Origin of the sequence: Mesorhizobium sp. M0189 (assembly GCF_040322135.1) — a bacterium.
GTDB lineage: Bacteria > Pseudomonadota > Alphaproteobacteria > Rhizobiales > Rhizobiaceae > Mesorhizobium.
The window spans coordinates 1-25,028 of sequence record NZ_JAMYSW010000034.1; the positions used below are offsets into that span (position 1 = coordinate 1).

A 25,028-nucleotide genomic window follows, 5' to 3' on the forward strand; every position below is an offset into this window, starting at 1 on the left:
AGCAAACCGAACGAAACGAGTCCAAAGGAGCCAATCGCCGCCTGATCCGGATGGCTGCGCTCGTCCCGAGCGTCCCCGAGATCCGCTATCTCCTCGCCCGGATCCTCATCTTCCCACCGACACAAAAGCCCTTCATCATCGCCTGGTCGTTATGGCGACGACGACATCAGGCTGCGGCCACCATCTGTCACTACAAACGGCATCGGCATCTGCAACTGTAGTACTAGGCCGCTCCCGTGTGCGACCTTTCCGCCCGATCGAGACGTAGAGCGCTCCCACACGTATAGTCCGAGCCGATGCGCCCGCCGGCTCGGTCGTGCCATTTCAAGACACCCGCGGTGCTTTCCAGAGCGAACTTTCGCCTGTCGGAAGGAGTCGGGCGGATTCTCCCGTAGCCGACAATCTGCTTCCGGCCCCGAAACGGTCATTCCGGATGACAGATTGCGTGAAGCGGTCCGCGTGGTGCTGGGTGGCGCAAGAAGGATGGTTCAGTCGAAGAAGCCTGCATCCTCTTCCCCGAGATACTTCCTGGCTGCTTCGGCGTCGATATCGAGGCCCAGCCCCGGCGCTTCCAGCAGCTCCACCATGCTGTCCTTCACGATCTGCGACGGCAGGCCGATTACGAGATCCTCCCACCAGGGGTCGGAGGCGCTCGGGTATTCGAACGCGATATAGTTGGCGGGCAGGGTGGCGCAGACATTGATCAGCGCGCCGAGGCCGAGAAGGCCGTTCGCGGTGCCGTGCGGTGCCATCAGGATCGAGTGCATATAGGCGTGCTCGGCGACCCATTTGAGCTCGGCAATGCCGCCAATATCGGCCGGATCGGGGCCGATGACGCGCACCGCCTGCGTTTCGATCAGCTCCTTGAAATTGTGCCGCAGGTAGATCTGCTCGCCGGTATGAATTGGCGTCGAGGTGGAGGTGGTCAGCTCCCGATAGGCCTGCGGATTGACCCACGGCACATAGTCGCCGGTCAGCATGTCCTCGAGCCACATCAAATTGTACTTCTCGACCGCGCGAGCGAATTTGATCGCATCGGGCAGCATCCAGCCCGGGCCGCAGTCGAGCGCCAGGCTGACCTTGTCGCCCAGCACTTCCTTCATCGCGATCACGCAGTCGAGCATGTGGTTGAAACCGCGCTCGCTGATCACGCCCTGGTCCATGGCGCCGTGATAGCCGGCCTTCTTCTGCGTCACGCCGTAGTGAAAGCCCTCGATGGTGTCCTTCATGTCGGAGTGGAACGAGATTCCCTGCTTGATCATGAAGAAGTTCTGCGGCTGCTCCATCATCCATTTGACGTCAGCGGCGTAATCCTCCGGCCGGTCGCCCGTGCGTTTCTGGCGGATCGAGCCGTTATAGACGCGCACCTTGTCGCGCACCTTGCCGCCGAGCAGTTTGTAGGCCGGCACGCCTGCAGCCTTGCCGGCAATGTCCCACAGCGCATGCTCGATGGCGCTTACCGCCGCGCCATAGGGCTTGAAAGAGCCGCGTTGGCGGATCTTCAGCATCACCCGCTCGACGTCGGTCGGGTCCTCGCCGATCAGCGCCTCGCGGAAATGCAGGACCCAGGGCTTGAGGTAGGTCTTGGTGAACTCGACTTCGCCCAGGCCATAGAGGCCCTCGTCGGTAACGATGCGGACGATGGGGTGCCTGCCGATAACGGCACAGCGGAGGTCGGTGATCTTCATCTTCGGTTCTTTTCGCCTCAGCTCCAGGTGCGGTCCCAGGAATACTCGTTGTCCCAGTGATCCGTGGGCTGCCAGATGTCGGTGACACCCGGCTGCAGATGCTGCGAGATCACCTCGTCGACGACGTCGTCAATCCCCAGGCCCGGTTTGTCCGGAACAGTGATAAAGCCGTCCTTCACGAGCGGCTTGGAAACGCCGGCGACGATATCGTCCCACCAGTCGACGTCGGCAGAGTGGTATTCGAGCGCCATGAAGTTTTCGGTCGCGGTCGCGACATGTGCCGCGGCCATTGCGGCGATAGGACTTTCGGCCATATGGATGGCCATGGCGACGCCGTGATCCTGTGCCATGTCGCCGATCTTCTTGGTCTCCAGAATGCCCCCGCTGGTGAGCAGGTCTGGGTGGATAACGGAGAGGCCGCCGCTCTTGAGCAGAGGCTCGAAGCCCTCCTTAAGGTAGATGTCCTCGCCGGTGCAGATCGGCACCGTGGTGGCGGCCTGCAGTTGTCGGTACTGCTCGGTGTACTGCCATGGGATCACATCCTCGAGCCAGGCTGGCACGTATTTTTCAATCCGCCTGGCGAGGCGAATACCGTTCTGCAGTGAGATGTGGCCGACATGGTCGATGGCGAGCGGAACATCCATGCCGATAATTTCGCGAACCTCGGCAATGTACTGCTCAAGCAGGTCGAGGCCCTTGTCGGAAAAGTGGAGGCCAGTAAACGGGTGGGGGACATTATGCAAATCATACGCGGCATTGCGGGCGCGCCGCTCCTCCGTGGTCTTGACCGGGCCGCGGCCGGGGTGGACGCGGTACCCTTCAAGTGAGCCGGCAGGGGATACGACCGCACCGGGTACATCCGCGATCTGCATCAGCCCCAGATCCATCTTGAGGAAGGTGAAGCCAAGCGCCATGCGCTGCTTGAGGCGCTTGCCGGTCTCGGTGCCGCTCGGCACGGTCGCATCGGTATCGCAATAGAGGCGCACCTTCTCCCGAAACCGGCCGCCGAGCATCTGGTAGATGGGCACGCCATACGCCTTGCCGGCGAGATCCCACAACGCGATTTCGACCGCCGAGACGCCGCCGCCTTGCCGGCCGTGCCCTCCGAACTGCTTGATCCGGCGAAACAGGCGGTCGATGTCGCAGGGGTTCTCGCCAAGCAGCCGGCTCTTCAGCATCAGCGCGTAGGTGGCGCTGGCGCCGTCGCGCACTTCGCCAAGTCCGACGATGCCCTGATTGGTGTAAATCTTGAGCAGGGTTGAGGTGAACGGCGCGCCGACGATTTCGGCTACCCGCATGTCGGTGATGCGAAGCTGAGATGGCTTGGAGTTCGCGTTCACCCGATTGAGCGCCTCGTCGGCGCCACCTGTCTTTGCCATGACTTATCCTCGTTTTCGGCTTGTCGCCCCGCACCCTGGGCATAGAGTGTTGCTAGCCCAGCTCAATCTCGTGGGCCTGCAGATAGTCGCGGTCCATCTCAATACCGAGACCAGGCTTCGACGTCAGCTTGAGGCTGCCGTTCGAAATGTCGAGCGGTCTGTCGATCAGGTGATCGTATTTGCCCAGGTTCCACTCCGACGTTTCGAGTTTGTAGAAGTTGGGGACAGTCATCATCACCTGCGCTCCCGCAACCACATTGATCGGTCCCGCGGCGTCATGTGGCGAGACCGGGACGTAGTAGGCTTCGCAAAGGGCAGAAATCTTCTTGAGTTCGGTAATGCCGCCGGTCCAGGTGACGTCGGGCATGATGTAGTCGGCGAGCTTGTTCTCAAGTACCGGCACGAAATCCCACTTCGTGTGGCCGCGCTCGCCCCACGAGATGGCGGTATTGACCTTCTCACGCACCTGCTTGAGGGCGTTAAGGCTCTCGGGCGGGCAGGGCTCCTCAAACCAGTCGATCTGACCGGCTTCCTCGAGGCTCCGACAGAGGCGAATGGCGGTGGGAACGTCGAAGCGGCCATGGGCATCGATGAGAATGTCGACATCGGGTCCCGCCGTTTCACGGATCAGAGCCGTGAGTTCGGCGGCTTCGCGCTCGTCCTTGCGGGTCATGCTGCCATCGAGGTAGCCGTCCCGCTGTTCGCGAGGCAGACCATCGGCGCTGCGACCCTGGTGCGGGTAAGGATCGAACTTGAGCGCAGTGTGTCCGGACTCGACAATGTCTAGAATTTCGCGGACCACGGCTTCCTTGCTCGTGAATTTGGCTTGGTTGGGATGGGTGTAGAGCGCGATTTCATCGCGTACTGGTCCGCCCAGCAGCTCGTAAATCGGCTTACCAAGGACTTTGCCCCGGATGTCCCAGAGGGCAATATCGATGGCGCTCACGCATTCGACGGCGGCGCCGCGGCTGCCCATGTAGGTGAAGCTGCGGAAGATCTTGTGCCAGAGATGCTCGATACGCGCTGGATCCTCGCCTGTCACGGCGACACCGATCTGCCGCAGGATCGTGCAGAGAGCGCGGTTGGCGAGCCTTGTGGTGGTGGTGATCTCTCCCCAGCCACTCACTCCCTCGTCGGTCGTCACTTCGACGAACAGGAACTCTCCCCAATAAGAAGCATCGGACTTGATCAGCCACGGCCGAATGCTCGTGATTTTCATCGCAACTACCTTTGTCTGAAAATGGTCAGCCTAACGATGTTCTGGACTGGATATTCTATCCGGCCCGAGCGGCGTTGCGCGCACGCATCTGTTCGAGAATATGCCGGCCCGAGCCCTCGACATGGCGGGAGACGAGTTCGGCCGCCTTGTCGGCCTCTCCCGCCTTTACGAGCGCGATGAGTTCGCGGTGCTCGCGCATGATCGCGGCACGTCGCGCCAGCGTGAAGTTGAAACGACGGCTCACGGCTCGCAGCACTTCGCGATGCTTCCACCAAAGCTCGGCGGCGTGGCGGTTATAGTGCCGCTGGTACATCACGGTGTGGAAAGCGGTATCCAGCTCACTGTGCCTGAATGTGTCGGCGAAGTTGTTCTCTTCAATCAGGCCTTGGAGACGTTCGAGTTCGGCAATGTCCTCGCCGGTAGCCATATTCACAAACCATCGTGTCAGGGCTGGCTCGATCAGAACACCGATCTCGTAGATATCCCGGACAAAATCCTGATCAATGGGTCGGACGCGTGCCCCGCGGTTGGCGACAAAGATGACAAAGCCTTCGCCGCGCAACAGCTGCAGGGCCTCGCGCACAGGATTGGTCGAGGTGCCGTGACGCCGGGCCAGATCGGTGACCACAAGCCGTTCGTTGGCGGCGAGCCGTCCCTCGATGATGTCTTCCCTGATCAATTCATAAAGCGAGGCGCCCTCGCTGGAGGCTCCGATGGGATCGGTGCCCACAGGTGGCATAGCTTTGAAATCGCTTATTTCGGCCAAGGCCGGCTCCCCAACTTAATACATACCTTGCCCGATATCACACACGGCTTTCGCAAACAATGTACGATCCTGCGCGTTGACAGGCAATCCATGATCTGAAAACGTACCAAGGGATCGGGAGGATACATTGAGCATCCTCGCGATCGAAACGAGCAAGGACCGCTTTGCCTTGGCGCAGGGCGGCATGGGAGAACCAGGGAGGATACCTATGACGAGGATTACGCTCGGCAGTGCGGTCCTGCGCGGCACTGTCGTCACTGCTTTGATGGCATCCCTGATGCCCACATCGGCGCTGGCTGCGCCACCGGTCGACCTCAGCAAGTGGTCGCCGGAATATGTGCGCTCCATCGCCGGCACACAGGATTTTGACACGGCGGCCGATTGCGCCAAGGTCACCCCGCTCGACTACAAGGGGCGGCTGACTTTCTGGTATCAGGGCGTGTTCGAGGGCGACCCCGACCTCCTGCGCCAGTACTACAAGGATTTCTTCGAGACCTTCCGCAAAACCTATCCGAACATCCAGCTCGAGGAACAAGCCCTCACCTATAACGACCTTCTCGACAAGTTCCGCACGGCGCTCCTGGGCAATGCCGCGCCGATGGCGGTCCGCCTGCAAATCCTGGGTGGTACCGAGTTCGCCTCAAAGGGCTATCTGGCGCCGCTCAAGCCAGAGGATGTGGGGTATTCGACCGAGGATTTCTGGCCCGGCGCCATGAAGGCCGTGACCTGGGAGGGCGTGACCTACGGCATTCCGACCAACAACGAGACGATGGCGTTCATCTGGAACGCCGACATCTTCAAGCGTGCGGGTCTCGATCCGGACAAGGCTCCGGCAACCTGGGAAGACGTCGTCAAATATTCCAAGCAGATCCACGACAAGCTCGGCATTGCCGGCTACGGCCTCGTGGCGCGCAAGAATGCCGGCAATACGCCGTACCGTTTCATGCCACAGCTGTGGGCCTATGGCGGCGGCGTCTTCGACGAAGCCACCGCGAATCCGACCTATGAGCAGGTCCAGCTCGATAGTCCCCAGAGCAAGGCGGCGCTGCAAGCCTCCTACGACATGTATGTTCGCGACAAGTCGGTTCCGGTTTCGGCGCTCACCAACCAGCAGGCCGATAACCAGCCCCTGTTCGTCGCCGGCCAGCTCGGCATGATGATCTCGCACCCGTCCGATTACAACGTCATGCTCGACCTGCAGAAAAAGGCGACGGGCACCGACAAGGACAAGGCGCAGACGGTCATCGACAATATGCGCTACGGCCTGATTCCAACTGGCCCCGACGGCAAGCGCGCCGTCGTGTTCGGCGGCTCGAACATTCACATCCTGAAGCCCGAATATGTCGAGGGCGGCAAGGTAGACGAGCCTGCTGCAAAGGCTATCATCTGCATGTGGACGAGCCCTGAATGGTCGCTGAAGATGGCCTACGCCGGATCAAACCCAGGCAACCTTAACGGCTTCAAGACCAAGTGGATGAAGGAACGTCTGGACAACATCAAGTTCCTCGATGTCACGACCTCGATGCTGCCATACGGCATTCCGTTCCCAGCGCTGCCGCAGGCCCCCGAGATCATGAACATCATCATCCCGGACATGCTGCAGAATGCCCTGACCGGAGCGATGACCGTCGACGAGGCGGCGGACGACGCGGCCAAGAAGGTAAAAGACGTGATGGGCGGACTCTAGTCCAAGCCTGACCTACGACCTGACCGGCTGCGCCGCTGGCGCAGCCGCCTCGTTCCGAAGAATAAGGGCACGCCACAAGTGACGATCGTGACCGGCAAGGCCGAGGCTCGCCGAAGATTGCAACCCGGTACAGCCGGCACGCTGCGGAAGATCTGGGAGCATCGCGCGGACTACGCGTATGTGCTCCCGGCGATCGCCGTGATGCTCATCGTCATCGCCTATCCGATCTACTACACGGTCGAGCTGTCGTTCTTTAAGACACCGCCTGGTCTGCAGCTCCGCGACAAGACCTTCATCGGCTTCGACAACTACACGACGATCCTCACCAGTCAGGTGTTCTGGAAGGTCACCTGGAACACACTGATCTGGACGCTGGGGTCCACTTTCATCTCCTTTGTCCTGGGGTTTGCAACGGCGCTGGCGCTCCACCGCGACTTCATCGGCCGTGGTGTCTTGCGCGCTATCCTGATCATCCCTTGGGTCATCAGTGCCGTCGCCGCCTCCTATATCTGGAAGTGGATCTACCATTCGGACTTCGGGATCATCGGCGCGGTGCTGGTCGGCCTCGGATTGGCCGACCGGCCGCCGAATTTTATCGACAATGTCAGCACGGTGCTGCCCTCCCTGATCGTCGTCAATATCTGGCGCGAGTTTCCGTTCGCCATGATTATGATGATGGCCGGCCTGCAGACAGTCCCCGACCAATTGCTGCGCGCCGCAAAAGTCGACGGTGCCAGTGCATGGCAGCGCTTTTGGCACGTCACCTTCCCGCACTTGCGCAACGTCTCGGTGGTGACGATGCTGCTGCTCGCAGTGGCCAACTTCAATTCCTTCATCATCCCCTGGATCATGACCGGCGGCGGGCCGTCGAACGCATCGCATATCTGGATAACCCACATTTATGAGCTCGCCTTCGGACGGCAGCGCTGGGGCGTGGCATCGGCCTATTCAGTGCTCCTGTTCCTCACACTGATGACACTGGGCTACTTCTACGTCCGTGCGCTAAGCGGCAACGAGCGGAAAGAGGGCAGCGCATGAGCACGATTGCCGAGACAGCCTCTCGAGCCCCGACCCGTCGCCGCATGCGCGTCGACGGTTGGCGGTGGGCCGGGCGCATATTCCTCGTGTTCATGCTGCTTTATACTGCGTTGCCGATGATCTGGATGCTGATCACCTCGATCAAGTCCGGATTCGCGGCGACGCAATTCCCGCCGCAATGGTGGCCGGACGAGCCTACCCTCGCCAGTTACCAGAAGCTGCTCGATCCGCAGAACAGCGTCGGCCAGGATTTCCTCCGCTTCTTCTGGAACAGCCTTTTCGTGTCGACGGTTACGACAATCCTTTCGGTGATCGTGGCTGTCCCTGCGGCCTACGCGTTTTCGCGCTTCAGTTTCCCCGGCCGGAATTTCCTGTTTTTTGCCGTGCTGCTGCGCAATATGTTCCCGGCGGTGATCTTTCTCGTGCCACTCTTCATCCTGATGCGCGCGATCGGGCTGGTGAACACGCACGGCTCGCTGATACTCACCTATCTCACCTTCGGCCTGCCGCTGGCGATCTGGCTGCTGAAGGGCTTTTATGACAACATCCCGGTGCAGCTGGAGCAGGCGGCGCGCATCGATGGCGCCACACGGTTCCAGGCCTTCATCATGATCGTGATGCCGCTCTCGACGCCGGGGATCATCGCCACCGCAATCTATTCCTTTATCGGCGCGTGGAACGAGTACATCTACGCCTACACCTTCCTCTCCAAGAACGAGCAGTTGACCCTTCCGGTTGGCATCCAGCGCTTCTTCTCGGAAAATACGACGGACTTTCCGGGCCTGATGGCGGCCAGCTTCATGATGAGCGTGCCCGTCGTGGTGCTGTTCCTGGTCCTGCAACGATACTTTGTACGCGCCCTTACAGAAGGCGCGGTCAAGCACTAGGGAGTTGCCGATGGCCCACGTGGTCCTCCAAGATCTCGTCAAGAGCTATGGCGGCTTCAAAGCTGTCAACCACGTCTCGCTGACGGTCAATGACGGCGAGTTCGTTGCGCTCGTCGGCCCTTCAGGCTGCGGCAAGACAACCACGCTCAATCTCGTCGCCGGGCTGACCCCGATCACATCGGGCGACATCATCATCGGCGAGCGGGTGGTCAACGACCTCGACCCCAAGGACCGGATATCGCAATGGTGTTCCAGAACTACGCGCTCTACCCGCAGAAATCGGTCTACAAGAACCTGGCGTTCCCGCTTCAGATGCGCAAACTCCCTAGGGACGAGATCGACAAGAAGGTCAAGGAAGCGGCGCGAGTGCTCGACATGACGCATCTGCTCGAGCGCAAGCCGCGCGAACTTTCGGGCGGGCAGCAGCAGCGCGTGGCCCTTGGCCGTGCCCTCGTCCGCGACCCTGCGGTGTTCCTCATGGACGAGCCACTGTCTAACCTCGATGCCAAACTGCGCGTGCAGATGCGGTCGGAGATCAAGCGCTTCCACCAGGACCTCAAGGCGACGATCATCTATGTGACGCACGACCAGCTCGAGGCCGTGACCATGGCTGACAAGATGGCGGTGATGAATGGCGGCTACCTGCAGCAATACGATTCACCGGCGCAGGTCTTTGCCCATCCGGTGAACATGTTCGTCGCCAGCTTCATCGGCAGCCCGGCGATGAGCCTTATTCCGCTGGAGGCGTCGACGGCAAACGGAAACACGGTGTTGACCGGCGCCGAGGGCTGGCGCCTTGAGCTCTCGCCGCGCAATGCCCAGAAGGTCGTGAGAGCGACGACCATGAAAGTCGTGCTCGGCGCACGTCACTCGACGATCAAGCTCCACAAGAGCGCGGTCCCCGGTTCCATTCCGGCCAAGGCCTACACCGTGGAACCGACCGGAGACGTCACCTTCGTGCAGGCGTTCCTGTCCGGCGCCATCGTCAACGTCAGCGTGCCGCCGAACATTGCCGTCTCGCCCGACGAGCAGATCTGGCTCGAGTTCGACCAGGAGCGGATGCATCTGTTCGACGGCGAAACTGAAATGGCCCTCAAAGCCAACTGAGATAGGGCCGATGCGTGTGGAACGTGGGCGTGGATGACTGAGAAGCTTAAGATCACCGCGATCAAGCCCTATCCGGTTTGGGTAGGAACGCGCAACCAGATGCTCGTCAAGGTCGAGACCAACCAGGGCATCTTCGGCTGGGGCGAGAGCGGCTTGAGCGGTCGCGAGAGGGCCGTGGCCGGCGCGGTCGAGCACTATCGCGAGTTTCTCATCGGTCGCGACCCGATGCAGATCGGGCGGATCTGGCAGGAGGTTTACCGCAGCCAGTACTTCGAAGGCGGGCGAGTCCTGCAGGCGGCGATTTCCGCCATCGACATCGCCCTTCACGACATCAAGGGCAAGGCGCTGGGCGTGCCCGTCTACGAGCTGCTCGGCGGCAAGCAGCGCGACCGCGTCCCCACCTTCGCCTCGACCGGCGACGAGGCCGAGGGCGATGTTGCCATCGGACGGGCCCGCGAACTTCGCGCACAGGGGTGGCAGGCGATCCGCTTCTTCCCCTTCGGGCAAAACAGCAAGGACATCTTCGAGCCGCGCGAGTCCATCGGCGCTACCGCGGGTATGCTGAACAAGGCGCGCGAGGCGCTGGGCGACGACGCCGTTCTCGGCATCGACTATCACCATCGGCTGTCGGTGGCAGAGGCGGCGAGCTTCTGCAACAAGCTCGGCCGCGGCGTGCTTGATTTCCTCGAGGAGCCAATACGGGACGAGACGCCGGAGGCCTATGAATCGCTGCGCACGATGACCGACATCCCCTTTGCCATCGGCGAGGAATTTGCCAGCAAGTGGCAGTTCCTGCCCTACATCGAGCGCGGCATCCACCAGTTCAACCGGCTCGATGTTTGCAACGTCGGCGGGCTCACCGAGGCAATGAAAATCGCTGGCTGGAGCGAGGCGCACTATGTGGACCTGATGCCGCACAATCCGCTTGGTCCAGTGTGCACGGCCGCTACCGTGCATCTCGCCGCCGCAGTACCCAACTTCGCGTGGCTCGAGACCAGGGCGCCCGAAACAAAGCTGGGCTTCGACAGTTCCGACTTCTTCCCCGTGCAACCACGGCTCGACGGGACCGATTACCCGGTCGGCGATCTGCCGGGGCTCGGCGTCGAGGTCAACGAAGTGGCGGTCCAGGCGCAGAGTTTGCGTTTCTGGGAAGCGCCTCACCTTAAGCGCCGCGATGGTTCTGTTACGAACTGGTAGTTCCATTCATCCGGAGTCGACAATGACGCATACTTCCGACATCACGCGGCCGCCTAAAGACCTGATCGACGCGCTGAGGGAGATCGGCGCCGCGACGGTTGCCGGCACGCTTGGCCAAATGGGCTTCCGCAATCCGCACATGGTCGGTCCGGTGGCGCAAAACCATGGGAAGTCGATCGTCGGGCCGGCATTGACGCTGCAGTTCCTGCCGCAGCGGCCGGACCTGTTCACCGAGGGAGAATATGCCGATCCGGAGACCCAACTTCACCGGCACGTGCTCTACCACGCGCAGGAGGGCGATGTGGTCGTGGTCGACGCGCGCGGCGACATGAGCTCGGGTGTCTTTGGCGATATGATGTCGACTTATTTCAAGGGCAGGGGCGGGGCGGGTATCGTCATCGACGGGTGCATGCGCGACCGGCCCAATGTCGAAAAGCTCGATCTACCCCTATGGCTGCGCGGCTGGACGCCAAACTATCATGTGCAGACCAGCATCTATCCCAATGCCGTCAACGTTCCGATTGCCTGCGGCGGTGTCACGGTGATCCCCGGCGACATCATCGTCGCTGACGACGACGGCGTGGTGGTGCTTCCCGTCGTGATGGCCCCGAAGGTGATCGAAGAATCACAGAAGCATCACGATTGGGAGGAGTTTTCGCGAGCCAAGCTCATGGAGGGGGGCCCATTGCAACGCTACTATCCGCTGCATGACGATGCCCGCGGGGAGTACGAGGAGTGGCGCAAAGCAAATCGCTTGGAAAACCCGAGTTAGCGCATCAACTACCTCGTGGCGGGGCCGGGGAGTCGAGTTTCGTCGTCGGGCGCCCACTGCACTGCACTGAACGATCGAGACGGTCCGGCTCCCGCCATCTCGTGCGGGCACCAAGCGTTACACCATGCGGACCTCCAATGGCTAACCGGAAGCCTCATCAGCGCCTAGAAGCTGACGTAGCACCGGGCGTTCGGCAGCCGAGTTCCGCGACGATCGACGCCATTGGCGAAGGCGTGACGAAGCTTGTACGGGCTGCTGCAGAGTAACCTCATGTATCGCCAAGACACGCCAGGAGGCGGCTGCTGATCCTTCTCGCAGCGCGGATCACCTAGTCTCTAGGCGCGTCGAAACGCTTTTTCGGCGTCCGCCGGTACGAGGCACGATCAGCCTAGTCTAGTTCGAAAGAGCTCCTGAAGGCGACAAACGGCGGCAGGCTTAACAGAAAATCAGATGTCGGTTCAATTTCGCTCGCTGTCCCCAATGACTAGGTTCTGAACCAGGAAGTCGATGAAGACGCGCATCTTGGCAAGTGGAAGCCGGGTCGCTGGCCACACCACATGAATCGGGATCGGCGGTTGTTCGAACGCTGCCAGGATAACCTCAACCGCCCCGTCGTCTACCAGGTCTCTTACTTGCCAGAGTGGTACCCGACCGATGCCCAACCCCGCAGCGACCGCCGCATGGCTTGCGGCGGCATTGTCGACGTGAAATCGCGCACCCACATTGACGCTCAGCTGCTTGCCGGCTTCCAGGAATTGCCATTTTCCAGCATCGCGGTCGGTGTTGCGGAAGATGCACTGATGGTTCGCTAGCTCCTTCGGATGTTGTGGCCGCCCGTACGTGGCGAAATACGACGGAGCGCCGAAAATGACGAGACGCATCGCTCCAAGGCGCCGGGCCTTGAGATCGTAGTCGCGGAGTTCCCCGATGCGAACAGCAAGGTCGAGTTCATCTTCAATGAGATCGACGAATCGGTCCGACAGTTTGAGGTCGACCTCGATCCTCGGATAGCGCTCCATGAAGCGGGCCACGACGGGTACCAGGTAAGTAGGGCCGAAGAGCACCGGCGCTCCTACTCTTAGGAGTCCGAAAGGTTCGGCACTGCGCTTGCCGGCTTCGGCCTTTGCTTCGACAATCTCAGACAGTGCCGGTTTCACCCGTCGATAAAAGTCGTGGCCTGCCTCAGTCGTTTGCGTGTTGTGGGTGGTTCGGCGGACCAATTCGACGCCGACGCTGGTTTCAAGCGCGGCAAGCGACCGGCTGACAGATTGCAAGGAGCGGCTGAGGTGCCGCGCCGCGGCTGAGAGATTGCCGCGCTCCACGACAGCGAGAAACGCCTCAATGTCTCGAAATCCGCCCATGATGATCTCTCAAATTTAGAGAGACCATATCACATTTTCCGCGCCTACCATCCGAAAAGCGGAACTCGATATTTCACTCGATGGGGCAGGGACGCCACCTCGCTACGAAAGGAAGAACTCATGTCAGAACCCAAGAAACGAACTGTTCTGGTTGTCGGTGCGTCCGGCCGCAGCGGCGGCTTCGTCGCGGCCGAGCTTGCCCGGCGGGGCATAGCGGTGAGGGCGTTGGTCCGCAGTGAGTACGCTGCTGCGACGGCACGCGCGAGCGGAGCGACCGAAATTGCTTCAGGTGACCTTCGAGATCCGGAGAGCCTAAAGGCAGCGCTGAGAAACGTCGACGGAGTCTATCATGTCGGACCGCCGTTCGTGGCCGATGAAGCGGACCTAGGCATAACCATGGTCAAGGCCGCAAAGCGTGCCGGTATCCGCAAGTTCGTTTTCTCTTCAGTTATCCACCCGGCGAACGGACTTGCAAACCACGCAAGCAAGCTGCCCGTTGAGCAGGCCATTCTCCGCGCGAATTTGGATTACACCATCCTCTATCCGGCGACGCTGTTTCAGAACATGGCAGCTGCTTGGAAAGGCGTGGTGGAAACCGGCGTCTTTGCCGAGCCGTTTGCGAAAACGGCGCGCCTGGCGCGTGTCGACTACCGCGACGTCGCCGAAGTGGCGGCCGAGGCCCTGACGTCCGACCGGCTCGCCTACGGCTCTTTCGAGCTTGCGGCAGAAAGTATGCACGATCGCGTTGAAATTGCGGGGATGATGAGCGTCGCCCTTGGCCGGCCCGTGGAGGCAGCCGAGGTGACGTTCGAGCAATGGACCGCTGTCGCGAAGCCGCCCTTCCGGGGGGAGCAGCTTGCTCAGCTCGAACGGGTATTTCAGTCCTATTCCGACTTCGGTTCCGCCGGAAACAGCCTGACCTTGCGTGCCATCCTCGGACGCCAGCCCCGCACGTTGCATCAGTTTTTCGAGGAACTTGCTGCAGCGTCGCGCGGGGCGGCCGCGGCCGCCTGATCTCATCGACGCCTTCGGCCATTTTCTCGCAAAGAGGGTATCTCCGATGTCGGTCTCCCAATTGATCTTCCAACTCGTGCCACGGCGCAGACACGGAACGTCATCTCTCGATTACCCTGGCAGAAGCAATGCCTCTGCCACCGAGGGCCGCTTGGTCCCAGTTTTCACCGCCGCCATCGCCGCAATCGTATTGAGCCTCTATGCCTCTCAACCGTTGCTCGGCTTGATTGGGACTACATTCGAGGTTGGTCCGGAAATGGCGGGGTTGGTTCCGACCGTCACACTGCTTGGTTACGCAGCCGGACTGATCTTCCTGGTCCCGCTCATCGATCTGATGGAGAACCGTTGGCTTATCGGGCTGACACTTGTCCTCATGGTGCTTTCGCTGATTGCCAGCGCGCTTGCCCCAACGGCGGCACTTTTTCTTGTCGCCTCGACCTCCGTCGGCATCACCTCCACGGTCGCGCAGATGCTCGTTCCGGTCATCGCGAGACTGGCGGCGGAAAAAGATCGGGGCCGCATCGTGGGCACGGTGCAGAGCGGCATCGTGGTGGGCGTCCTCCTGTCGCGCCCGTCCGCAAGCCTGGCTGCCGAGTTTCTTGGATGGCGTGCATTCTATGGTATCATGGCCGTATTGGTTGCTGTGCTCGGCCTGATCCTTGCGCGCGTTGTCAAGGCTCATCGCCCGGCGACCGGTCTTCAGTACGGCGCTCTCATCGGATCGCTTTGGAAGCTGATCCGTGAAGAGCCATTGCTGCGCCGTCGCGTGCTTTATCAGTTCCTGCTGATGGCTGCCTTCAATATTTTCTGGACGGCGGTCGCCCTGAGGCTTGCTGAGCCACCATTCGGGCTCGACCAGATTGGCATTGCAGCCTTCGCACTGGTCGGCATACCCGCTGCGTTGATTGCGCCTTTCACGGGCCGGATCGCCGATCGAGGCTGGTCAGATGGCGCAACGCGATTTGCACACCTGTCGGCTTTCATCGGCGTCGTGCTCATCGGATTGCCAACTTCCGGCGGCTGGGGTCTCTGGGAGGCGGATCGCTTCCCCTGGCTGTCGCTCGCGGCGTTGGCCATTGGGGCGGTTCTGCTTAATCTCGGTACTGTCGCCGACCAGGTGCTCGGCCGCATCGCCATCAACACAGTCCGACCGGAGGCGCGCGGACGCATGAATGCGCTTTTCACCGGGTTGTTCTTCTTGGGTGGGTCGGCCGGCTCCAGTCTCGCTGGAGTATGCTGGGCCCAGGCCGGCTGGGCAGGCATCAGCGGTGCAAGCTTGGTCTTTGCCTTTGCTGCACTGATCGCCAGCTCTGCGAACTGGCATCCGGGGACACCTTCGGTGCCGGGGGAAACCTCAACAAACCTGTAACAAACGAATAGTCAGCTCGCGCCGAGCTCGCCGGTGGCACAACGACGCGCCATGATGTTTGAATCCGGAGCCCACAATATGCGACGAATGAGGCCATGGCGCGGGATGCGTTGTCATCTTACCTCGTACGATGCCACTTGGCCCCGATGGCGGGCTACCTTTTCGCGATTCCCGCAAACCCGCATATTGCACCAGCGACGTTTTCCGCCCCGTGAGATGTCTACGAAGAGCCACCCACATCGTGGGCACACGCGGAGCCTTGCGCGGGGTAGCGTAAAAAACGCCTCGATGGACAAGAACGCAAGGAATGCGGTCACCAAGGCTGGGTCTTCCCATTGATCAGACGCCAGAGCGAGCCGTGTCCCATCCCACGCGACTTGCTGGGCTCCCAACCTGTTTGCGGCGCGTGAGCATAAAAGACCAAGCGGTTGCGAGGGAGGCTCCAGATTTGAGGCGATCGCGTCGAAGAGCGCGTATGACGATTCCCGTATGTCACGAACTTCGTGGAGGAAGTGCCGATCCCGTATCTCGGCAACGGCCACTGCTTCCTGTTCGTCTGCCAACCCCGCGGCGAGCAACCACGTCCCGATATCGCGAGGGGAGTTGAAGAGTTCATTGTGCAGGGGCGGGTTTCGCCGGTCATACACGGCGTTCGAAAGGTCGAGGGCGGCGTGGCCGCCTATGAAGTGCTCTGGCACCCAGGCCGTGGGATCGCGCGACAGGGAACTTAACCTTTAATATTCCGTTACATGGTTACAAAACGTAGCCGGATTGACCGATTTATCAGGTTTCTTCGCTCGCTGCAAACCAAAGACGGAAAACGGCCATTGCTGAACGTTCATAAAGCCAAGCATCATACGGTCGAAGTGGACGGGGTGAACTTGTTCGATCGCGAGGCGGGGCGGCGCGATGCGCCCGGTGTCCTGCTGCTCCACGGCCAGCCCAGCTCATCGTACAGCTTCCGCGACGTCATCAACCCGCTGGCGGAAGTGGCACGGGTCGTCGCGCCCGATCTGCCCGGGTTCAGCTTCACGGAGGCGCCAGAAGACTATCCGTATACGTTGGAGGCCCTGGCGCAGACGATCGACCCGCTCAAGTCATGTGTATGTCGGGCCGGCGACGCTTCGTGCGCAGCAGCTGCCCTACATCCACACCGACGCCGACAAGCTCAGCTGGCGAAAAGAGGTGGGCGACAAGCTCGATCCAAAGGCTGACCCGCTGGCGGAGAAGCGAAAGGCGTTCTGGGACCGCATCGGCACCATGCCCCCGGCCCAAGAGATCAGCGAGCTTGAGGCCCTTGGATATGGCCCAGGCGAGGAGCGCTCCAACAAGTCCTTCTGCCCGTTTAGGTAAGTAGCCTCGCACGGAAGCATCAAGCACCGTAGCGGAAGGTTGCCTCGCTGGAGGATTGCTATATGGGAAAGCAACTTTTATCTGCTGCCACAGGAATCTTTCTATTCGTAGGTATCGGAACCGCCGCCGCTCAGGACGTCATCATTAAGCCTGAGCAAGACATGGTGATCCGGGAATATGTAAAGAAGAAGCCGATAGCATCCCTGAGCCTTCCCTGTGCTGAGCTCAACATTGGCACCGCTCTGCCCGACACAGTCAGAGCTTTACGAAGTGCCGGACGTTCAGTACCGCTATGTAGTTGCCGAGGGACGAACCGTCCTGGTTGATCCAGGTACCCGCAAAACTTTTAAGATCTACGACTGATTTTCTACCTGAAGCCCGCCGTGCCGAAAAGGTGCGGCGGGCTTTTTGCGTTCAGCCGATCCATTCAACTGATCGGGAAGCCTTTCGTTTCGTAGAACCAAAACCGGTGACAATCGTTTCGTAACTATGGCGATCCCGCCTGATGGAGAAAACCATGGACTGGAACCGCGTGGAAGGAAACTGGAAGCAGGTCAAAGGCAAAGTTAAAGAACAGTGGGGCAAGCTCACTGATGACGATCTCGATCTAATTGCCGGAAAGCGTGACCAGCTCGAAGGCAAAATTCAGGAACGCTACGGCATCGAAAAGGACAGGGTCCGATCCGACGTCGATGACTGGTACAGCCGCCAATCATGGTAGCGGACGATGCGCCCGCCGCCGGCATACGGCGGCGGGCAGCCTCACGGAACGCGCGAGATGCCGCGTTTGGTTCCAAAGTCGCCAGGAGCTATGTCGGGTTCTTCATGCTTACTGCCATCAATACTTCCGGTACTCCGGCAAGCGACGAGGTCGATAGCTTCGTCATCCTGCCACCTTCAGGGGCTCGGTCCGAAGCGGTGTTGCGCGAGGTCGAAGCATTCCTGAAGGCCTGCTTCCCGGAATATGATTTTCTTGCAAACGGCTGCGGCACGCCGTTCGACGATGACTACCAAATCGTGCCAATCCGTTGCGTTTGCGGCGAGGAGCCGGGCACGTTGCGCTTGCTCGACTTTCCTGACCCGTCCATCATGATGGGCATCGCTGCCGCTCTGAAAAGTTTCAGGCCAGGGCAGCCGCCGGCGCTGAACTAGAGGGACGGTCGCGCCGCCGGGCTTCCTTTGCGCCCCGCCATCAAAGACGAGGAACGCGACGGCTTTTCCGCTCGTTGATCCTTTATGCCCTCTACCTCGATTCGCAAAACGGAGTACGATCCCGAGCGGAAGGTACTTTCGGTGTGGTTCGTGGCCAGCGGCAAGCGGTACGAGTTTGAGGGTGTTCCGCCAGAGACCTTTGCGGCATTCAAAGCCGCGTTCGCGAAGGGCCGCGAGCGATAGCGACCCGGGATGACCTGACATGTCGTGGCGAGGTGGCGCTAAGTGCGACCAGTCCTTGGGACCTCGTCCAGGAGACTTGGACCTTTGCTCGGTGGCAACTGGCCGTCGGGAGTGAGCTTGTCCACTGCGTCAGGGAGTTCTCTTGTGAGCCGATCGAGAAGCTCGTCATGGGACAATCCGGTCTGCTCGGCCAGATCGTTCAACGTTTGCGGGTCGATTGCCTTTTCTACCTGCTCCCGCTGAACGGGTCGGTTTGATCCTTTACTTACCCACGAATCAACCTGGTCGCCGGCACCTGCATTCCTGAGGCGGTCCAGGATGTCGCCGAGGCCGCCGGGCGAGCCGGCACTATTGGGATCTGTCGATCTCTTTCCCGCGATCAGCTCGCCGATCTTGTCCTTGTTCTTGTAGGCAAGCAGGCCAAGCAACGCTATGGCGACCTTTCCTATGTCAAGGCTCATTTGTCGTCTCCTTCATCCAAAAGGGACAAGGCATGCGGCTCTGAAAGGTTCCGCCGGGTCGGATCTCCCACCGGAATTCCGGGCCAGCCTCGCACATGTTGTATATTAGCATCTGCGGAACTTTCGGCCCTTTCGCGTGTTGGTGCCTGTACTCCGGCCAGACAGCAAATTGTGATCAGCTGTTGGTTGCACTTGGCCCGTCGGCTTCGGTCGGCGGGCTTTTGTTGTCTTGGGCAGAACCCCCGCCTGCGACGATGGTTCGATCAAGCAGCACCGTGCCGCCAGCCGCATAACGGTTCGTTAGGCATGTTGAGGCGGTGATGGGACTATCTCCAAACGTTCCATCGACCGTCTTCCAAGCGCTCGGTAGGCGGGCAGGCATGCATCATCTCCCAATGGGTGTCGCCCTCGCCATTTCGCTTGCATTCGGTATAGTCGTGACGGCGGTTGCCGGGAAGGATCAGTCGGAAGGCTGCAGCACGTGGTGCTCATCGGTCCTGGGCGATGTTCCCATGAGGGGCACGCGTCACGATGTAGAGGCGGAACCGGACATCGGGCACTCCGAGCCCTAAACAGAGGGCCGTAGCACCCCCTGGACGACCGCGGTGCGCTGAGCCTCGATGCCCAGTCCCGAGCGGCCTTACCGCCGCGTGGAGACACCACTGCGCTCGGCAACTTGACCTCCCCAAGGGTGCGCAAACTGCAAACCACCGTTTGGTGGCGCCAAGCGTCTAAGACCCCGGGCCCCGGTAAAAAGCGGAGCCAATGATTAGATGGCTCTAGTCGGGAACAAAGTCGAATATCCATGATTTTGTACGTTGCCCTGAGTGGCAGTACCGATAGCTATCCAACGGGTGTTCCATGGATTCTCCAACGTTGCCTCCGCCACCTCCGACTGAACTCAGCCAAACACTGAAACGCAATATCCAAGCGATTGAGGAGCGCCGGGCGAAGGAAGCAAGCGATGCAACTTTGGAAGAGAAAATCGCTGAGGCGATTACTTCTTTTACGGGCAGTATGCGTTTCGTGTACCTTCACTTGGCCGTGTATGGCGGCTGGATCGTCTTGAACTTGGGCTGGATACCGATCACTCCGCCATTTGATCCGACATTCGTGATATTGGCTATGGTAGCTTCCGTCGAGGCCATATTCCTCTCGACCTTTGTACTGATCAGCCAAAACCGGATGTCAGTTGCCGCAGATAAACGGGCGGATCTGGACCTTCAGGTGAGCCTGCTAACGGAGCACGAACTCACAAAGCTTACTGAACTTGTCGATTCAATTGCGGATCGGTTGAGTGTAAAACCAGCCTTAAGCGATATAGAAGTCGGCGAGATTAAGAGAGACATTGCGCCAGAAGCAGTACTGGACGAGATCGAATCGAAGCAGCGGGAGACTGCGAAGAAGCTGGACCAGCGCTGAAGGTGGTGACGAAGGTCACTGATGTGTCTCCCTCTAGCTCATGGATCGACGTCTCCTTCCGGCGCGCCCTGGTCTTCAGCCAGAAGATTGCTTCAGTGACGGCCCTCGACCTTCACCGCTCGCCTTGCGGTATAGGTTCTCGGCGACCCGTGCGTCGGCCTTGATGGCGCCGCTCTCGAGCTTATGGGCATAGGTCGCCTTAAACCTGCTCGTCTGTGGCGAGCACGCAGGCAATGTCGCCCGTGCTAAGCCCGAAGCCGGCCAGCGCCTCCACCCTACCCGCGAGGTTCATCTGAGCGGGCCGGAAGCAGGTCAATCAGAACGAGCGCGTCGGCACCGCATGGAAGACGTCGCGAAAGCCGCGAATATCACTCGGTCAAGCTCGACGATCCAAGCTTTCCTGCTCCGATTTATGCAAGCGTGGTCGATACCCAGACAAAAAACGAGTTCTCGCTCATCATTTTCCCGCCGCGCCGCAGAGTGATCCGCCCCAACACGGAGCCCCGTCGCAAAAGGCGGGCTTCGCCACGTTCAGGTACGACACTGCTTGGAGCTCCTTATCGGGTGCAGCACGCTACGCTTTGACGAGTGCCTTGCGCGCCTTCTTCACCGGCGACTTGACGGCCGTTGCGGTTGTTGTCGCCGCCGCGGCGCGAGCAGCTCGTTTTGGTTTTTCTGCCGCTGCTGGTGCGGGCGCCGCCTTGCGCCCGAGCCCAATTGATTTCGCAAGAGCCGAGCGGGTGGCTGCGTAGTTCGGCGCCACCATCGGATAGTCGGACGGCAGGCTCCATTTCTGGCGGTACGCGTCGGGCGTTAAATTGTAATGAACTCCGATGTGCCTCTTGAGGGATTTGAACTTCTTCCCGTCTTCCAGGCAGATGATGAAATCAGGTGACACTGATTTCTTGATCGACACCGCCGGCTCCAGCTTGACTGCGGCCGGAACGACAGGCGTGCCGATCCCTTGCAAAGCAACATAGGTGTCCCCAATCAGCTTCGACAACTCGCCGACCGGCAAGGGATTGTTCGACACGTAGGCGGAAACGATGTCGGCCGTAATTGATGTGAGATCAGCCTGGTTGTTTCGGTCCGGAGAAACGTTCATCGAGTTTTCCTCTTGTCTAATGGCACGCGTTGAAACGGATGAGCTGTTTATTTCGGAATCAGGCAAACAATTCGTCGTTTCCGCCAACAAACCTCATTCGTTGCAAATATCAACCGGCACGCTTCGCTTTCATCAGCTCCAGACAAGGTTGGGAGGCGCTCGAGGTCGGCAGCCTGCTGATGAAGCAATGCAACAGCAGCTTATTCGGCGGGGTCGAGGTCCGACACAATGCCACCGATCGGCAGCGGCAGGAACGAGGCCCAGATCACTGGGCCCGCTGTCTGAGAAGTGCCAGGTCAGCGTCCCATTGACGTCGAAGGCTACAGCCGGACCGGTCTGCGCGACACGCGCATGAGCCCGCGGAAGCAGCGGCGATGATATCGCCGAACTCTCGCGCCCTCGGCATCGCCAGGCAGACATCCCCGGCTGTTCGGGTGCCTCGGCGCTTCAGAACGGCCATCCAGCATCCGGAGTTGGTGCGCAATCTGATCGTGATTACGATAGCGTTCTGGCGAGCTTTTCTCGCTTGACGCTTTGCCACGGGTGCGTTTTTCTCTTGGGCCATGCTCAAGCCCTTGCTAGACACCGACGTTGCCGACGAGGCGCCTGGCTACGACGAAGAGCACCTGCTTACCTTTATCCGCCTGCTTGATGCTTCTGACGAAGGGGCCGATTGGAGGGAAGTTTCTAGGATCGTTCTGCACGTGGATTCGGACAAGGAGCCGGAGCGGGCCTTCACAGCCTGGCAGACGCATCTAGCGCGCGCGCACTGGATGACCATCAACGGCTATCGATATCTTCTTTCCGGTGGCGCGCTGCGAAGCCAGGATCTGGTGAAAGTCACCGCGATGAAGATCGGAATGGTATGGACGGCTCGTTTGAACGGCATTTTGAAGTCCCAAATTTCAGTAGCTAAGCAGCGGCGCGGGTATGATCTTTCACAAACCCGCGCACCGGGTACAGCCCAACCCAATTCCACGCCACTGGCGTGGTGCAATGCCTGATAGACCGGTCGTGCTGTAGAGTGCGGCGTGTTTTTCACGGTCGGTCGCACAACTCTTCAGCTTGGATAGGTGAGGACAGCGCCGCCTCGGTCCAATCCGATCTTCCGAGCCTCAAACTCGGTCCTGGATTGCGCAAGGAGATGTGGCATGGTTGGTTCTGATCGGATCGACAAACTGATCGCAGCGGTGCCCGCGGCCTTGGCGCTTCGCGCCGGGCTGGACCTCGGCATCTTCACCCGGCTCGGGAGCAGCGCGGTGACCGCTGACGGCCTTGGGGCCGCGCTCCAAGTCGAGCCCGATCGTCTGTCGCGGCTCCTCTACGCGCTCGCCAGCATTGGTCTTCTCGAAGTCAACGATGGTCAATTTCGCAACGGAGCCGAAGCGTCAGCCTTCCTCGACGCGTCCAAGCCAACCTATCGCGGCGGCGATCATGCCCTCCTGCGGGAGCTCTGGGGAGCCGACTTGCTGACGGCAGAGTCGCTGCGACAGAACCGGCCGGCTGCGCTGCACGACTTCTCCGAAGCGCGGGCCGAGGCCGCGGCGGCTTTCAGCCGCAGGCTCGCACCGGGCGGGGTGATTTTCGGCCGACATTTGGCCCGGGAGATGGACCTCTCGGCGATCAGTTCGGTGATCGACATCGGCGGGGGCTCCGGGACCATTCTTGTCGGACTTCGGGAGCGGTGGCCGCAGATTGCGGCGACGCTGATGGAGCTCCCAACGGTCGCAGCGGTCGCGCCAGCGATCCTGTCAGAATACGGTGCAGACGACGTGGTCGTCGAAGAGGGGGACATAACTGTCGCTCCATCGATCGGTCGGCACGATCTGGCGATCCTGAAGGCCGTCGTCCAGGTGCCTCCGCCGGACCAGGCGCGCAGTTCGATCCTGAACGCGGCACGTTGCCTCACACCCGGAGGCGAGATCGCAATTGCGGGGTGGGGTGTCGTCGATGACGACCGCCTCGGCCCGCCTGAGGGTGTCTTTCTGAATGTCACTTTCTTGAACCTCTATCGCCACGGCGAATCGTACACTGAAGGTCAGTATCGCGCGTGGATGACCGAGGCTGGATTCCGGGATATTTCGAGGTCGCGCCTGGCGGACGGCTCCACGCTCTTTCGTGCGCGCCTCACGGGCTGACCGTGGCTGAATCGTTGATTTTCGGACGCAGGGATCTCCGAGGCGCCCCGCGACTTGATTGCGGTTGCGGCTGTCTTGTCGCTGCTGCCGCCCGAGCAGCTCGTTTTGGTTTTTCCGCTGCAGCTCTTGCTGGCGCGGCCGCCGTTGGTGAACAACCGGGTGGCCGGTTCGGTACGCGCAGCAAACTCCCCCTCCGATTGCTGCATTGGTCGGTGGCACCGATCGCAGCCCGCTTCTGACGCCCGCCCTGATACTGCCGTATTAAACGCAGAAGCCTACCGAGATTCCAATTTACCTTTTTCCCAGCCATCTGCGGCAATGGACTCTGTTCCCCAATGTGCCGCCACGTGCGGATGGCTATGTTCGAAGTAGCGGCGTCCTAGGTTCGGATAAAAGGAGTGGCCTGATTTGTTGCGTGCGAGACCTTTTCCCATCGTGGCAAGGATTGCTTTTCTGGTCACACTGGCCGGTGTCCTCGTGCTCGCGCTCTCACCGGTGTGGCTTTTGCAGAATTTTGGTTTCGGGTTCACCTCTCACGATGACAAGCTCAATCACGCCGCAGCGTTCGTCGTGTTGACGGCTATCGGCAGTCTTGGTTGGCCAGAGCACAGAGCAAGGCTGATAGTTTTTCTCGCCCTTACTGGCGGCGCGATCGAGATACTGCAGGGCATGCAAATAATAAGTCGCGACATGGATATCTTCGACTGGTTTGCCGATTGTGTCGGCATCGCGTGCGGGCTCGCGATTGCAAGCTGGACAAAGAAATTAGCTGACGGCTTCTCCTAGAGGTCGCATCCTGGCAAGTACGGGCTGGCCGCGTAAAGTACTTGCGCGGTGAATAGGATTTGCGGCACGCTTCGCTAAAGGATTTCCGCGAGGAGAATGGGATGGCCGTAGCTAAGAAGGACTCGGAGTCCCGGAACTAGACGCATGAAATACGTCATCGCCTCGCTGTTCGGCGCCTTGCTGCTGTTCGGTTTCATCGCGTTGGCTGGCGCTGGCCACGGGTGGATCGCGGGCGCGTTGAGTTGCCTGCCATTAGCTGCGGTCTCGTTTGCCGCTTGGCTCAACGCACTGCGCACTATACCTTCACTCCATATCGCTAACGGATTGCTTGTTACCGCATGCGTCGTGCTCGTAGGTACGGCGTATGGAACGCTATCAGAAGGCGCACGGTACTTCCTTGATTATTGGCACCTGCAAGGTCCCCTGGCCGGGCCGGTTATCGCCCTCATCTATTTCAACTGGGTCTTCGCTTGCGGGCTCACGTGGTGGCGTCGCCGCGCAGAGACTTAGCTTTGCATCGCCCTCCCGGGAACCCGCTAGAGAGGACCGACGAGCAAGAAGACCATCGCTCGGCAATCGCAAGCTCCGCTTCCGTCCTCGCCTCTCTTTCTGGGTCCATATTGTCGGCGGCGATGAGCCGTCGCGGGGATTGCATGATTTCGCCTCGCGTCCATCCGGCCCAAGCAGGCAACCTACGATGGCTTGGAATCCCGGCCCAGTTGTGTGCGTCAAGTTCTGCAAAAATGGCGTGGCAGTAGCTGTGACGTCGGCGTGTCCGCCGCGCAGCCCCCGTGTTTAGCGGAGCGGCGGACACACGGCGGTGCTCAGGCGGCCAATGCTCTCAGGCTCTCCTTCTTGTGCTCGCGCAGATGATCCATGTTGAG

At 60.4% G+C, this 25,028-nt stretch carries 27 protein-coding genes and 3 pseudogenes; 21 read left to right on the forward strand and 9 right to left on the reverse strand.

Annotated features, from left to right (window positions below):
* Positions 1-221, forward strand: a 221-nt coding sequence (locus NKJ09_RS30800; RefSeq protein WP_352764595.1) for a hypothetical protein, incomplete at its 5' end; no start/stop codon positions are given.
* A 267-nt stretch (positions 222-488) separates the two neighbouring features.
* On the opposite strand, the gene NKJ09_RS30805 is transcribed toward NKJ09_RS30800, so the two are convergent.
* The 4 genes from NKJ09_RS30805 to NKJ09_RS30820 are packed head-to-tail and all read right to left on the reverse strand — an operon-like array spanning position 489 to position 5,052.
* Complete coding sequence (locus tag NKJ09_RS30805) at positions 489-1,688, reverse strand: mandelate racemase/muconate lactonizing enzyme family protein (RefSeq protein ID WP_023721831.1); 1,200 nt, start codon at positions 1,686-1,688, stop codon at positions 489-491.
* A 17-nt stretch (positions 1,689-1,705) separates the two neighbouring features.
* Entirely contained in the window at positions 1,706-3,067 is a 1,362-nt protein-coding gene (locus tag NKJ09_RS30810) for a mandelate racemase/muconate lactonizing enzyme family protein (RefSeq protein WP_352496535.1), read from the reverse strand.
* A gap of 52 nt (positions 3,068-3,119) precedes the next feature.
* Complete coding sequence (locus NKJ09_RS30815; protein WP_023721828.1) at positions 3,120-4,286, reverse strand: mandelate racemase/muconate lactonizing enzyme family protein; 1,167 nt, start codon at positions 4,284-4,286, stop codon at positions 3,120-3,122.
* Positions 4,287-4,341: 55 nt separating this feature from the next.
* Positions 4,342-5,052: a GntR family transcriptional regulator gene (locus tag NKJ09_RS30820; RefSeq protein WP_023721827.1), complete on the reverse strand. Its 711-nt coding sequence runs from the start codon at positions 5,050-5,052 to the stop codon at positions 4,342-4,344.
* Positions 5,053-5,260: 208 nt separating this feature from the next.
* On the opposite strand from NKJ09_RS30820, the gene NKJ09_RS30825 reads away from it, so the two are divergent.
* The 6 genes and pseudogenes from NKJ09_RS30825 (at position 5,261) to NKJ09_RS30850 (ending at position 11,740) form a co-directional block, all read left to right on the forward strand.
* Entirely contained in the window at positions 5,261-6,739 is a 1,479-nt protein-coding gene (locus NKJ09_RS30825; protein ID WP_031194862.1) for an ABC transporter substrate-binding protein, read from the forward strand.
* A gap of 78 nt (positions 6,740-6,817) precedes the next feature.
* Positions 6,818-7,777 (forward strand): carbohydrate ABC transporter permease, encoded by a 960-nt coding sequence (locus NKJ09_RS30830; protein ID WP_023721825.1) that lies wholly within the window; start codon positions 6,818-6,820, stop codon positions 7,775-7,777.
* Positions 7,774-8,664, forward strand: coding sequence for a carbohydrate ABC transporter permease (locus NKJ09_RS30835; RefSeq protein ID WP_031194860.1), 891 nt, complete (start codon positions 7,774-7,776; stop codon positions 8,662-8,664). Before NKJ09_RS30830 ends, NKJ09_RS30835 begins: the two co-directional genes overlap by 4 nt.
* 10 nt (positions 8,665-8,674) lie before the next feature.
* Positions 8,675-9,771, forward strand: a pseudogene (locus tag NKJ09_RS30840) (ABC transporter ATP-binding protein).
* Between the two features lie 33 nt (positions 9,772-9,804).
* The gene (locus NKJ09_RS30845) at positions 9,805-10,968 is read left to right on the forward strand and encodes a mandelate racemase/muconate lactonizing enzyme family protein (RefSeq protein WP_023721822.1); all 1,164 of its coding nucleotides are present in this window, start codon (positions 9,805-9,807) and stop codon (positions 10,966-10,968) included.
* Between the two features lie 22 nt (positions 10,969-10,990).
* The gene (locus NKJ09_RS30850) at positions 10,991-11,740 is read left to right on the forward strand and encodes a ribonuclease activity regulator RraA (protein WP_023721821.1); all 750 of its coding nucleotides are present in this window, start codon (positions 10,991-10,993) and stop codon (positions 11,738-11,740) included.
* Between the two features lie 458 nt (positions 11,741-12,198).
* Here the strand turns inward: NKJ09_RS30850 and NKJ09_RS30855 are convergent, their stop codons facing one another.
* Positions 12,199-13,101 (reverse strand): LysR family transcriptional regulator, encoded by a 903-nt coding sequence (locus NKJ09_RS30855; protein WP_023721820.1) that lies wholly within the window; start codon positions 13,099-13,101, stop codon positions 12,199-12,201.
* Positions 13,102-13,221: 120 nt separating this feature from the next.
* Between NKJ09_RS30855 and NKJ09_RS30860 the strand changes: the two genes are divergently transcribed.
* On the forward strand, positions 13,222-14,115 hold the full coding sequence (locus NKJ09_RS30860; RefSeq protein ID WP_352483889.1) for an NmrA family NAD(P)-binding protein: 894 nt from the start codon (positions 13,222-13,224) through the stop codon (positions 14,113-14,115).
* 151 nt (positions 14,116-14,266) lie between these two features.
* Positions 14,267-15,484: an MFS transporter gene (locus NKJ09_RS30865; RefSeq protein ID WP_051409750.1), complete on the forward strand. Its 1,218-nt coding sequence runs from the start codon at positions 14,267-14,269 to the stop codon at positions 15,482-15,484.
* A 113-nt stretch (positions 15,485-15,597) separates the two neighbouring features.
* Here NKJ09_RS30865 and NKJ09_RS30870 read toward each other — a convergent pair whose 3' ends face one another.
* Together NKJ09_RS30870 and NKJ09_RS30875 are read right to left on the reverse strand one after the other, a co-directional pair.
* Positions 15,598-16,182 (reverse strand): CGNR zinc finger domain-containing protein, encoded by a 585-nt coding sequence (locus NKJ09_RS30870; RefSeq protein WP_023721817.1) that lies wholly within the window; start codon positions 16,180-16,182, stop codon positions 15,598-15,600.
* A 36-nt stretch (positions 16,183-16,218) separates the two neighbouring features.
* A complete protein-coding gene (locus tag NKJ09_RS30875; protein WP_352764599.1) occupies positions 16,219-16,419 on the reverse strand; it encodes a hypothetical protein in 201 nt (66 codons plus the stop codon).
* Between NKJ09_RS30875 and NKJ09_RS30880 the strand changes: the two genes are divergently transcribed.
* The 6 genes and pseudogenes from NKJ09_RS30880 (at position 16,360) to NKJ09_RS30905 (ending at position 18,232) form a co-directional block, all read left to right on the forward strand.
* Positions 16,360-16,698, forward strand: coding sequence for an alpha/beta fold hydrolase (locus NKJ09_RS30880; RefSeq protein ID WP_352496538.1), 339 nt, complete (start codon positions 16,360-16,362; stop codon positions 16,696-16,698). The genes NKJ09_RS30875 and NKJ09_RS30880 overlap by 60 nt on opposite strands.
* The gene (locus NKJ09_RS30885; RefSeq protein ID WP_023721816.1) at positions 16,586-16,837 is read left to right on the forward strand and encodes a hypothetical protein; all 252 of its coding nucleotides are present in this window, start codon (positions 16,586-16,588) and stop codon (positions 16,835-16,837) included. Before NKJ09_RS30880 ends, NKJ09_RS30885 begins: the two co-directional genes overlap by 113 nt.
* Before the next feature lie 62 nt (positions 16,838-16,899).
* A pseudogene (locus NKJ09_RS30890) lies at positions 16,900-17,200 on the forward strand (DUF1236 domain-containing protein).
* 154 nt (positions 17,201-17,354) lie between these two features.
* Positions 17,355-17,558 carry a CsbD family protein gene (locus NKJ09_RS30895; RefSeq protein ID WP_031194857.1) on the forward strand — a complete coding sequence of 68 codons (204 nt, stop codon included), beginning with the start codon at positions 17,355-17,357 and terminating at the stop codon, positions 17,556-17,558.
* Positions 17,559-17,758: 200 nt separating this feature from the next.
* A complete protein-coding gene (locus tag NKJ09_RS30900; RefSeq protein ID WP_352496536.1) occupies positions 17,759-17,989 on the forward strand; it encodes a hypothetical protein in 231 nt (76 codons plus the stop codon).
* Positions 17,990-18,073: 84 nt separating this feature from the next.
* Positions 18,074-18,232 carry a KTSC domain-containing protein gene (locus NKJ09_RS30905; protein WP_023721813.1) on the forward strand — a complete coding sequence of 53 codons (159 nt, stop codon included), beginning with the start codon at positions 18,074-18,076 and terminating at the stop codon, positions 18,230-18,232.
* A 38-nt stretch (positions 18,233-18,270) separates the two neighbouring features.
* Here the strand turns inward: NKJ09_RS30905 and NKJ09_RS30910 are convergent, their stop codons facing one another.
* Positions 18,271-18,693 (reverse strand): YidB family protein, encoded by a 423-nt coding sequence (locus tag NKJ09_RS30910; protein WP_023721812.1) that lies wholly within the window; start codon positions 18,691-18,693, stop codon positions 18,271-18,273.
* 861 nt (positions 18,694-19,554) lie between these two features.
* Between NKJ09_RS30910 and NKJ09_RS30915 the strand changes: the two genes are divergently transcribed.
* Positions 19,555-20,115: a DUF1003 domain-containing protein gene (locus NKJ09_RS30915; RefSeq protein ID WP_023721810.1), complete on the forward strand. Its 561-nt coding sequence runs from the start codon at positions 19,555-19,557 to the stop codon at positions 20,113-20,115.
* A gap of 315 nt (positions 20,116-20,430) precedes the next feature.
* On the forward strand, positions 20,431-20,700 hold the full coding sequence (locus NKJ09_RS32610) for a DUF736 family protein (protein WP_084643003.1): 270 nt from the start codon (positions 20,431-20,433) through the stop codon (positions 20,698-20,700).
* On the opposite strand, the gene NKJ09_RS30925 is transcribed toward NKJ09_RS32610, so the two are convergent.
* On the reverse strand, positions 20,690-21,220 hold the full coding sequence (locus NKJ09_RS30925) for a Ros/MucR family transcriptional regulator (RefSeq protein ID WP_023721808.1): 531 nt from the start codon (positions 21,218-21,220) through the stop codon (positions 20,690-20,692). The genes NKJ09_RS32610 and NKJ09_RS30925 overlap by 11 nt on opposite strands.
* 563 nt (positions 21,221-21,783) lie before the next feature.
* Between NKJ09_RS30925 and NKJ09_RS30930 the strand changes: the two are divergent.
* From NKJ09_RS30930 to NKJ09_RS30945, 4 genes and pseudogenes are all read left to right on the forward strand, one after another.
* Positions 21,784-22,035 (forward strand): annotated as a pseudogene (locus NKJ09_RS30930) (DUF2285 domain-containing protein); the annotation flags it as partial.
* A 336-nt stretch (positions 22,036-22,371) separates the two neighbouring features.
* Entirely contained in the window at positions 22,372-23,358 is a 987-nt protein-coding gene (locus NKJ09_RS30935) for a methyltransferase (RefSeq protein ID WP_352611051.1), read from the forward strand.
* A 408-nt stretch (positions 23,359-23,766) separates the two neighbouring features.
* Positions 23,767-24,144, forward strand: a complete 378-nt coding sequence (locus NKJ09_RS30940) for a VanZ family protein (protein ID WP_245278716.1) — start codon at positions 23,767-23,769, stop codon at positions 24,142-24,144.
* A 144-nt stretch (positions 24,145-24,288) separates the two neighbouring features.
* On the forward strand, positions 24,289-24,654 hold the full coding sequence (locus NKJ09_RS30945; protein ID WP_023721803.1) for a hypothetical protein: 366 nt from the start codon (positions 24,289-24,291) through the stop codon (positions 24,652-24,654).
* Positions 24,655-25,028: the final 374 nt, after the last annotated feature.